Below are 10244 nucleotides of genomic sequence, written 5' to 3' on the forward strand. Positions count from 1 at the left end.
GGGGCGCCCTTCGCGTCGTACGCCTGGTGCCTCCGCTACTGGGCGCCGGGACGCACCAGGCCGCTCTCGTACGCGTACACCGCGGCCTGCACCCGGTCCCGCAGCCCCAGCTTGGTCAGCACGTGCCCCACATGCGTCTTCACCGTCGTCTCGCTGACGAACAGGTCCGCGGCGATCTCCGCGTTCGACAGCCCCCGCGCCACCAGCTTCAGCACCTCGACCTCACGGTCGGTGAGCGTGTGCAGGGTGTCCGGCACCGGCTCCTCACCGGACGGCAGATGCGTCGCGTACTTGTCCAGCAGCCGGCGCGTGATGCTCGGCGCCAGCATCGCCTCACCGTTGGCCACCACCCGGATCGCCTGCACCAGCTCGTTCGCCGGGGCGTCCTTCAGCAGGAAGCCGCTGGCGCCCGCGCGCAGGGCCTCCACCACGTACTCGTCCAGATCGAACGTGGTCAGCACCAGCACCTTCGCCGGACCGTCCCGCCCCGGCCCGGTGATCTGCCGGGTCGCCTCCACCCCGTCCATACGCGGCATCCGGATGTCCATCAGCACGACGTCCGGCTGGAGGGCCCGCACCTGGTCGAGGGCCTGCAGGCCGTCCCCGGCCTCGCCCACGACCGCGAGGTCCTGCTCCGCCTCCAGGATCATCCGGAACCCGGTACGCAGCAGCGGCTGGTCGTCGACCAGTAGGACACGGATGGCCACGGTGAGTCTCCTTCTGCTAGTCCGCGCCCATTCTGCCCTGCGCCGGGTCGCCGGCCCCCGCCGACCTCACCGGCAGCGGGTACGGCGGGGGAGTACCGCCGAACTCCGGGCAGTGCGCCTGGTGGTCGCACCAGCCGCACAGCTTCGTCGGCCGTGGCCGCCACTCACCCGACTCCGTCGCCTGCCGGATCGCCTCCCACAGTGCGAGCAGCTTGCGCTCGACCCGCTCCAGATCGGCGAGGACCGGGTCGTACGTCAGCACGTCACCGCTGCCCAGGTAGACCAGCTGCAGCCGCCTCGGCACCACGTTCTTCAGCCGCCACACCACCAGCGCGTAGAACTTCATCTGGAACAGCGCGCCCTCCGCGTACTCCGGCCTGGGCGCCTTGCCGGTCTTGTAGTCGACGATCCGCACCTCGCCCGTCGCCGCCACGTCGACCCGGTCGATGATCCCGCGCAGCCGCAGCCCCGACTCCAGCTCGGTCTCCACGAACAGCTCCCGCTCCACCGGCTCCAGCCGGGACGGGTCCTCCAGCGTGAACCAGCGCTCCACGAGCCGCTCCGCCTCACCCAGCCAGCGCGCCAGCCGCTCGCCCTCCGGATCCTCCGCGAACAGCTCACCCACCTCCGGGCGGCTCTCCCGCAGCCGGTCCCACTGCCCGGGGATCAGCGACTTGGCCCGCGGCGCCGTCCGCTCCGCCGCCGGCGCGTCGAAGAGCCGCTCCAGGACCGCGTGCACCAGCGTCCCCCGGGTCGCCGCCTCGCTCGGCTTCTCCGGCAGCCGGTCGATCACCCGGAACCGGTACAGCAACGGACACTGCATGAAGTCACTGGCCCGCGACGGCGAGAGCGAGGCGGGCGGCGCCGCGACCGGCACCTCGGCACCTGCGTCCTCGCCGACCGGCACCTCGGTCACTGCCACCTCCGTCACCTCGGCCGCCGGGACCGGTTCTTCCCCCCGCGTGACGTCCGCGCCCCGTGCCCGCGCGGCATCCTCCATGCTGCTGTCCATGACCACAGACCATACGGCCCGCCACTGACAGTCACCCAACCCGCGCGACGGCCGGGCCAACACAAGGGGTGCCGGGGCGAAACGCGTCACGACGGCCGCATACCATCGACCAGAGACGGACCGCATCTAACGAGGGGACACCGTGGACGTGAGCGGCGGGAGCGGGCAGCCCCGGTCGGACGACGCCGAGCCGGCCGAGCACCCCGCAGGCCCTACGGCCCCGACCAACGACGGAGGCCCGGCCCCCACCGACGCCCCCACGACCCCCACCCGGGGCGAACCGCCCGCCGGCCGGGCAGCGCCCGAGAGCGAGGACGGCAACGAGGAGACGGCTCCCCGGCCCGCCGCCGACAGCGACGAACCCCCCTCCCCGGCCTCCGACGATCCCCCGGCCCCCGAGACCCGCCCGGACTCTCCCGGCGGCGACCCGGGTCACACCGGCGAGCAGACCGGCGAGGGGAGCGACGAGCGAGGCCACGCGTATTCCGGCAAGACCCAGGGACAGCCACCCCAGCGCCCCAAGGAACCCGGCGGCGGACTCCTCATGGGTCGTCCCTTCGGCGTCCCCGTGTACGTCGCCCCCAGCTGGTTCCTGGTCGCCGCCCTGATCACCTGGGTCTTCGGCGGCCAGCTCGACCGCGTCCTGCCCGAACTCGGCGCCGCCCGCTACCTCGTCTCCCTCTTCTTCGCCGTCGCCTTCTACGCCTCCGTCCTGATCCACGAACTCGCCCACACCGTCGCCGCGATCCGCTTCAAACTCCCCGTCCGCCGCATCCAGCTCCAGTTCTTCGGCGGCGTCTCCGAGATCGAGAAGGAAGCCGAGACCCCCGGTCGCGAATTCGTCCTCGCCTTCGTCGGCCCGCTGCTCTCCCTCGTCCTCGCCGGCGTCTTCTACCTCGCCATGCAGCCCGTCGAACCCGGCACCGTCCCCGGCGTCCTGCTGGCCGGCCTCATGGTCTCCAACCTCATCGTCGCCGCCTTCAACCTGCTCCCCGGCCTGCCCCTCGACGGCGGCCGGATGCTCCGCGCCGTCGTCTGGAAGATCACCGGCAGGCCCATGAGCGGCACCGTCGCCGCCGCCTGGGTCGGCCGCGCCCTCGCCGTCTCCGTCCTCGTCGGCCTCCCCCTGCTCAACTACTTCGGCGCCTTCGGGGGCGGTGGCGAGGACACCGGCGGCATGGACTCCCTCACCGACGCCCTGCTCGCCGCCATCCTCGCCGCCATCATCTGGACCGGCGCCGGCAACAGCCTGCGCATGGCCCGGCTGCGCGAACACCTCCCGGAACTGCGCGCCCGCACCCTCACCCGCCGCGCCGTCCCCGTCGAGACCGACACCCCCCTCTCCGAGGCCCTGCGCCGCGCCAACGCCGCCGGCGCCCGCGCCCTGGTCGTCGTCGACGCCGACGGCACCCCCCTGTCCCTGGTCCGCGAGGCCGCCATCGTCGGCGTACCCGAACACCGCCGCCCTTGGGTCGCGGTCAGCGGCGTCGCCCAGGAACTCACCGACGGCATGCGCGTCTCCGCGGAACTGGCCGGCGAGGACCTCCTCGACGTCCTGCGCGCCACCCCGGCCACCGAGTACCTGGTGGTGGAGGAGACCGGCGAGATCTACGGCGTCCTGTCGGCGGCCGACGTCGAGCGCGCCTTCGTCAAGGCCATGGCAAGGCCGTCCTGACCGAAGACCCCCTCCGCTGGTCCGCACCGCCCGCGGGGCCCGGTACCCTGTTCACATGTCCGAACCGACCGGTGCCGCCCGCAGGCGCGGGCCCTTCAAGGTCGGGGACCAGGTTCAGCTGACCGACCCCAAGGGTCGCCACTACACGTTCACGCTCGAAGCCGGGAAGAACTTCCACACCCACAAGGGCTCCTTCCCGCACGACGAACTGATCGGCGCTCCCGAGGGCAGCGTTGTCCGCACCACCGGCAACGTCGCCTACCTCGCGCTGCGCCCCCTGCTCCCCGACTACGTCCTGTCCATGCCCCGCGGGGCAGCCGTCGTCTACCCGAAGGACGCGGGGCAGATCCTCTCCTTCGCCGACATCTTCCCCGGCGCCCGCGTCGTCGAAGCCGGTGTCGGCTCCGGATCCCTCAGCAGCTTCCTGCTGCGCGCCATCGGCGACCAGGGCATGCTGCACAGCTACGAACGCCGCGCGGACTTCGCCGAGATCGCCCAGCAGAACGTGGAACGCTACTTCGGCGGCCCGCACCCCGCCTGGCAGCTCACCGTCGGCGACCTCCAGGACAACCTGTCGGACACCGACGTCGACCGTGTCATCCTCGACATGCTCGCGCCCTGGGAGTGCCTCGAAGCCGTCTCCAAGGCGCTCGTCCCCGGCGGCATCCTCTGCTGCTACGTGGCCACCACCACCCAGCTCGCCCGGACCGTCGAGTCCATCCGCGAGATCGGCTGCTTCAACGAGCCGACCTCCTGGGAGACCATGATCCGGAACTGGCACGTGGAAGGCCTCGCAGTCCGCCCCGACCACCGGATGATCGGCCACACCGGCTTCCTGCTCACCGCCCGCCGCCTCGCCGACGGCGTCGAACCGCCCATGCGCCGCCGCCGCCCCGCCAAGGGCGCCTACGGCGAGGACTACGACGGCCCCAACGCCGACGGCGGCGCCGGCCGCTGACCCGTCAACGCACGAGCGCCGCCGCCGAGTTCCCCCGAACGCTCCGGAACTCGGCGGCGGCGCTCACGCATTGCCCCGGCCCCCTCAGAGGAGGCCCCGGGAAGAAGCTCGCCGGAAGAACCCCACCCCGCCGTTCCCACCCACTGTGACGTGTGGCACCATGCGAGCCATCCCCCACCGGCACAGGCCTCACAGGAGACACTCCTAGTGCAGCAATCCGTGGTCCCGGAGCTCGCTCACACCGACACCCGCCCCATGCACTGGCTCGCCACCGCCGCCGCGGTGGCCGGCGTGGTGGCCCTGTCGTCCCTCTTCCAGCCGGGCTCGGCCAGAGCCGCCCAGCCCACCGCGGCGACCGAGACGAAACCCGCCGCCGCGGCCGCCGCGCCGCCCAGCACCACCGGCGTGGACTTCCCCCTCGACTGCGGCCCCGTGAAGGAGGTGGTCGTCAAGAAGGCCACCGGCGACCTCGACGGCGACGGCAGACCCGAAACCGTGGCGGTGGTCCACTGCGACTCGGCCATGGGCACCCCACCCGACGGCGTCTACGTCCTCACCCAGGCCGCCGGCACCGCTCGGCCCCGCGTCGTCGCCACCCTCGTCGACCCGAAGGACCGGTACACGGTGACCGGCTTCGCCGTCGCCGCCAAGACCGTCACCGCGACCCTGCTCGGCTACTCCTCGGACGACGTGCCCAGTTGCTGTCCGGACGTGAAGACCGACGCCAAGTGGCAGTGGAACGGCCACGCCTTCCTCCGCTCCACCCCCGCCGCCGCCAGCAACGTCTGACGGCGGCCGCCGGCGCGGGCCCGGGCCACGCGGGGTGGCCGGAAAGTCACTCCGCGTCCGGCCCGAACACCTCGACCTGATCCGCGACCCGGCGCACATGGATGCACTCGCCCGGGCACTCCTTCGCCGAGTCCACCACATCCGTGAGCAGCGGCAGCGGCACCGGCGCCGTCGCGCCCTTCGCCTGCAGCAGCTCCTCGTCCGAGCCCTTCACATAGGCCAGGCCGTCGATGTCCAGCTCGAACACCTCGGGTGCGTACTGGGCACAGATCCCGTCACCCGTACACAGATCCTGGTCGATCCAGACCTCCAGCGCCTCGCCGCCGGCCAGGGCCTCCTGCTGCACGGTCATCTCTCCTGCCGTCGAAAAGCGCCGGCCTGCAGGACCGGGAACCACCCGGACCCGCCCCGGCGGGTGTTGAACGACTTCGACCCTACCTCCGCACCCACCACCCCCACCGGCACCCCGCACCCGGCGTGCGCCACCGCGCGAAGAGCGGCACTCGGCCACCCGACCGATCGACTTGAGCCAACCCGCAGCGCTCATTTCCGATCACCCGCCCCACCCGTCCGGTCGCTCTGTGTAAGGAGCGCCTCACCGGGGCACAACACCTGAACCGGCATCGGAGCGGACAACTCCGGTCAGTCACGAAGGGTTTTGACCGCTCCGGGCCTGGAACACGCCGCTTCTGAATCGCGTTGAGTGGGTATCCACCCCGCACGAGCAAGAACGCAACGGGTGACCGACGACACACCTTGACAGTCTTTGTGATCTAGGGGTTTCAATCGACACCCACCCAGGTAGGGTCTGGAAGCGTCCAGCTCCCCTTGGAGGAGGTGAGGACCGTGGCAGCCCACGACGACGACATGAACCGCGGCATCCGCCCGGGACGAGGGTCCGACGACCCGGCCGGGCAGATCGCCTACCTTGAGCAGGAGATCGCCGTCCTGCGACGTAAGCTCGCCGACTCTCCGCGACACACGAGGATTCTCGAAGAGCGGATCGTCGAGCTGCAGACGAACCTGGCCGGCGTGTCCGCCCAGAACGAACGACTCGCGAACACCCTCCGCGAGGCCCGCGACCAGATCGTGGCCCTCAAGGAGGAAGTCGACCGACTCGCACAGCCGCCGGCCGGCTTCGGTGTCTTCCTGCAGGCCAACGAGGACGGCACCGCCGACATCTTCACCGGCGGCCGCAAACTGCGGGTGAACGTCAGCCCAAGCGTCGACCTGGACGAGCTCAGGCGCGGCCAGGAAGTCATGCTCAACGAAGCGCTCAACGTGGTCGAGGCCATGGAATTCGAGCGCGCGGGCGACATCGTCACCCTCAAGGAGATCCTCGAGGACGGCGAACGCGCCCTCGTACTGGGGCACACCGACGAGGAACGGGTGGTCAGGCTCGCCGAGCCGCTGCTCGACGTGAACATCCGCCCCGGCGACGCCCTGCTCCTCGAACCCCGCTCCGGCTACGTCTACGAGATCGTGCCCAAGAGCGAGGTCGAGGAACTCGTCCTCGAAGAAGTCCCCGACATCGGCTACGAGCAGATCGGCGGCCTCGGCGGCCAGATCGAGGCCATCCGCGACGCCGTCGAGCTCCCCTACCTCTACCCGGACCTGTTCAAGGAGCACGAACTGCGCCCGCCCAAGGGCGTCCTGCTCTACGGACCTCCCGGATGCGGCAAGACGCTCATCGCCAAGGCCGTCGCCAACTCGCTGGCCAAGAAGGTCGCCGAAGTCACCGGCCAGGCCGCAGGCAAGAGCTTCTTCCTCAACATCAAGGGCCCCGAGCTCCTGAACAAGTACGTCGGCGAGACCGAGCGGCAGATCCGCCTCGTCTTCCAGCGTGCCCGGGAGAAGGCCAGCGAGGGCACCCCCGTCATCGTCTTCTTCGACGAGATGGAATCGCTCTTCCGGACCCGCGGCTCCGGTGTCAGCTCGGACGTGGAGAACACCATCGTCCCCCAGCTGCTCGCCGAGATCGACGGTGTCGAAGGCCTCCAGAACGTGGTCGTCATCGGCGCCTCCAACCGCGAGGACATGATCGACCCCGCCATCCTCCGCCCCGGCCGGCTCGACGTGAAGATCAAGATCGAGCGTCCCGACGCCGAGGCCGCCAAGGACATCTTCGGCAAGTACCTCACCGAGCGCCTCCCGCTGCACGCCGACGACCTCGGGGAGCACGGCGGCAGCAAGGCCACCACCGTCGAAAGCATGATCCAGACGGCAGTGGAACACATGTACGCCGAATCCGAGGAAAACCGCTTCCTGGAAGTCACCTACGCCAACGGCGACAAGGAAGTCCTTTACTTCAAGGACTTCAACTCCGGCGCGATGATCGAGAACATCGTCGGCCGCGCCAAGAAAATGGCGATCAAGGACTTCCTTGACCACAACCAGAAGGGTCTGCGCGTCTCCCACCTCCTCCAGGCCTGCGTGGACGAGTTCAAGGAGAACGAGGACCTGCCCAACACCACCAACCCCGACGACTGGGCTCGAATCTCCGGAAAGAAGGGCGAACGGATCGTCTACATCCGTACCCTCATCACCGGAAAGCAGGGCGCCGACACCGGACGCTCCATCGACACGGTGGCGAACACCGGACAGTACCTGTAAAACACAGGGCGGCTGCGGGTGCCCTCACCGGGTACCCGCAGCCCACTGTTTTTCCGGCCGGCACCGGAACCGAGGCGAGCAAGGCAATGACGCAAATGATCTCCCCACCGGCGCGGCGGCGTTCTAGGCTCGTTCCTACCGCCGAAACGCGCAGTGCGGGGACGGGCACCGCACACGCACCGGAGCGCCAGCGGTACGCGAGCGCAGCCCACGACCGAGGGCTCCGCCGGGCAAGGAGGGCCGCATGACCGTACGGCGAGTAATGGGCATCGAGACGGAGTACGGGATCTCCGTCCCCGGCCACCCCAACGCCAATGCCATGCTCACCTCGTCCCAGATCGTCAACGCCTACGCGGCGGCGATGCACCGGGCCCGACGCGCCCGCTGGGACTTCGAGGAGGAGAACCCGCTGCGGGACGCCCGAGGCTTCGACCTCGCCCGCGAAGCCGCCGACGCCAGCCAGCTCACCGACGAGGACATCGGCCTCGCCAACGTCATCCTCACCAACGGCGCCCGCCTCTACGTCGACCACGCCCACCCCGAGTACAGCGCCCCCGAGGTCACCAACCCCCGCGACGCCGTCCTCTGGGACAAGGCCGGCGAACGCATCATGGCCGAGGCCGCCGAACGAGCCGCCGCGCTCCCCGGCGCCCAGCCCATCCACCTCTACAAGAACAACACCGACAACAAGGGCGCCAGCTACGGCACGCACGAGAACTACCTGATGAAGCGGGAGACCCCCTTCTCGGACATCGTGCGCCACCTCACCCCGTTCTTCGTCTCCCGCCAGGTCGTCACCGGCGCCGGCCGCGTCGGCATCGGCCAGGACGGCCACGAACACGGCTTCCAGCTCAGCCAGCGCGCGGACTACTTCGAGGTCGAGGTGGGCCTGGAGACCACGCTCAAGCGCCCCATCATCAACACCCGCGACGAACCGCACGCGGACGCCGAGAAGTACCGCCGCCTCCACGTGATCATCGGAGACGCGAACCTCTCCGAGATCTCCACGTACCTGAAGCTCGGCACCACCGCCCTGGTCCTGTCCATGATCGAGGACGGCTTCATCGCCGTCGACCTGGCCGTCGACCAGCCGGTGAGGACCCTCCACCAGGTCTCCCACGACCCGTCGCTCAAGCGGCTCGTCACCCTCCGCAGCGGACGCACGCTCACCGCTGTCCAGCTCCAGATGGAGTACTACGAACTCTCGCGCAAGTACGTCGAGGAACGCTACGGCGCCGACGCCGACGAGCAGACCAAGGACGTCCTGACCCGCTGGGAGGACACCCTCAACCGTCTGGAACACGACCCCATGAGCCTGGCCGGAGAGCTCGACTGGGTCGCCAAACTGGAGCTCATGGAGGGCTACCGGCGCCGCGACGGCCTCGACTGGGACGCCGCCAAGCTCCACCTCCTCGACCTCCAGTACGCCGACGTACGCGCCGAGAAGGGCCTCTACAACCGTCTGGCGGCCCGCGGCCGCATCAAGCGGCTGCTGACCGAGGCCGACGTCGAGCGGGCCCGTACGAACCCGCCCGAGGACACCCGGGCCTACTTCCGGGGCCGCTGCCTGGAGCAGTACGCCGACGACGTCGCCGCGGCCAGCTGGGACTCGGTCATCTTCGACCTTCCCGGCCGCGACTCCCTCCAGCGCGTCCCAACCCTGGAACCGCTACGCGGAACGCGAAATCACGTCAAGGAGCTCCTGGACCGCTGCCGAACCGCAGAAGACCTGGTCAGGGTCCTCTCCGGCGGCTGAGCCGGCCCTTGGGCCGCACCGGGCGGACGGGTCAAAATCCCATCGCCCGGGAATCATCGAAATGGCCCTCGTACGTTGGAGAAACTGCGGGGCCGATGTCGGACCCGGCTTGTAGGGTCTGATCATCACCGATCGGCAGGAAAGCCGACCTGTCGACCATGTCGGGCGAACTGAGCGGGGTGAGTGTCATGGCAACCAAGGACACCGGCGGCGGACAGCAGAAGGCGACGCACTCCACCGAGGAGGTCGAGGAGCAGGCGGCAGAGGCGCAGGGCTCCGAGGACCTCAAGGAACGGCACGAGAAGCTGAGCGACGACGTCGACTCGGTTCTTGACGAGATTGACGACGTCTTGGAGGAGAACGCCGAGGACTTCGTTCGATCGTTCGTTCAAAAAGGCGGCGAGTAGCCTTCGAATCGAAGGTGCGTGGGGGGCTCGAAGTTGGCGAACGAAGATGAGGTGAAGCGCTGTGTGCGGTGCGGTGAAGTAAAGCCGCACGCAGCCTTCGCGCGGAAGCGATCGAACCTTGACGGCCTCCAGCACCATTGCCGGGACTGCTCGTCGGACTACCACCGAGCGCGCCAGGCGAGCCTGGGGCGAAAGGTCCGGCCGAAGGTCGATGTTCCCGAAGGTCACAAACTCTGCCTGAAGCGCGGCGAGGTGCAGCCCTGGAGCGAGTGGCATCGAAACGCCACGGCCTCGGACGGGCTCGTGACCCGCTGCAGGGCGTGCCGA

The 10244-nt window shown here is 69.7% G+C and carries 9 protein-coding genes; 6 read left to right on the forward strand and 3 right to left on the reverse strand.

Translation table 11 applies throughout. From position 1 onward, the window contains the following. Positions 1–35 precede the first annotated feature (35 nt). On the reverse strand, positions 36–707 hold the full coding sequence (locus ABZ646_RS30670; RefSeq protein ID WP_030781365.1) for a response regulator transcription factor: 672 nt from the start codon (positions 705–707) through the stop codon (positions 36–38). Positions 708–723: 16 nt separating this feature from the next. Continuing rightward, complete coding sequence (locus tag ABZ646_RS30675) at positions 724–1719, reverse strand: RecB family exonuclease (protein ID WP_360525881.1); 996 nt, start codon at positions 1717–1719, stop codon at positions 724–726. A 142-nt stretch (positions 1720–1861) separates the two neighbouring features. Between ABZ646_RS30675 and ABZ646_RS30680 the strand changes: the two genes are divergently transcribed. The 3 genes from ABZ646_RS30680 to ABZ646_RS30690 all read left to right on the forward strand — a co-directional run bounded on the left by ABZ646_RS30680 (position 1862) and on the right by ABZ646_RS30690 (position 5141). After that, positions 1862–3394 (forward strand): site-2 protease family protein, encoded by a 1533-nt coding sequence (locus ABZ646_RS30680; protein WP_360525884.1) that lies wholly within the window; start codon positions 1862–1864, stop codon positions 3392–3394. 55 nt (positions 3395–3449) lie between these two features. Beyond that, positions 3450–4352 carry a tRNA (adenine-N1)-methyltransferase gene (locus ABZ646_RS30685; protein WP_089103073.1) on the forward strand — a complete coding sequence of 301 codons (903 nt, stop codon included), beginning with the start codon at positions 3450–3452 and terminating at the stop codon, positions 4350–4352. 207 nt (positions 4353–4559) lie between these two features. Continuing rightward, positions 4560–5141, forward strand: a complete 582-nt coding sequence (locus ABZ646_RS30690; protein ID WP_360525887.1) for a hypothetical protein — start codon at positions 4560–4562, stop codon at positions 5139–5141. Between the two features lie 46 nt (positions 5142–5187). Here the strand turns inward: ABZ646_RS30690 and ABZ646_RS30695 are convergent, their stop codons facing one another. Further along, the gene (locus ABZ646_RS30695; RefSeq protein WP_360525890.1) at positions 5188–5493 is read right to left on the reverse strand and encodes a ferredoxin; all 306 of its coding nucleotides are present in this window, start codon (positions 5491–5493) and stop codon (positions 5188–5190) included. A gap of 494 nt (positions 5494–5987) precedes the next feature. On the opposite strand from ABZ646_RS30695, the gene arc reads away from it, so the two are divergent. From arc to ABZ646_RS30710, 3 genes are all read left to right on the forward strand, one after another. Then, positions 5988–7754, forward strand: a complete 1767-nt coding sequence (gene arc / locus ABZ646_RS30700; RefSeq protein ID WP_360525893.1) for a proteasome ATPase — start codon at positions 5988–5990, stop codon at positions 7752–7754. A gap of 244 nt (positions 7755–7998) precedes the next feature. Continuing rightward, a complete protein-coding gene (dop, locus tag ABZ646_RS30705; protein ID WP_360525896.1) occupies positions 7999–9510 on the forward strand; it encodes a depupylase/deamidase Dop in 1512 nt (503 codons plus the stop codon). A 188-nt stretch (positions 9511–9698) separates the two neighbouring features. Then, positions 9699–9917 (forward strand): ubiquitin-like protein Pup, encoded by a 219-nt coding sequence (locus ABZ646_RS30710; protein ID WP_360525899.1) that lies wholly within the window; start codon positions 9699–9701, stop codon positions 9915–9917. Positions 9918–10244 lie beyond the last annotated feature (327 nt).

The organism is Streptomyces sp. NPDC007162, assembly GCF_040634175.1.
Classification (GTDB): Bacteria; Actinomycetota; Actinomycetes; order Streptomycetales; family Streptomycetaceae; genus Streptomyces.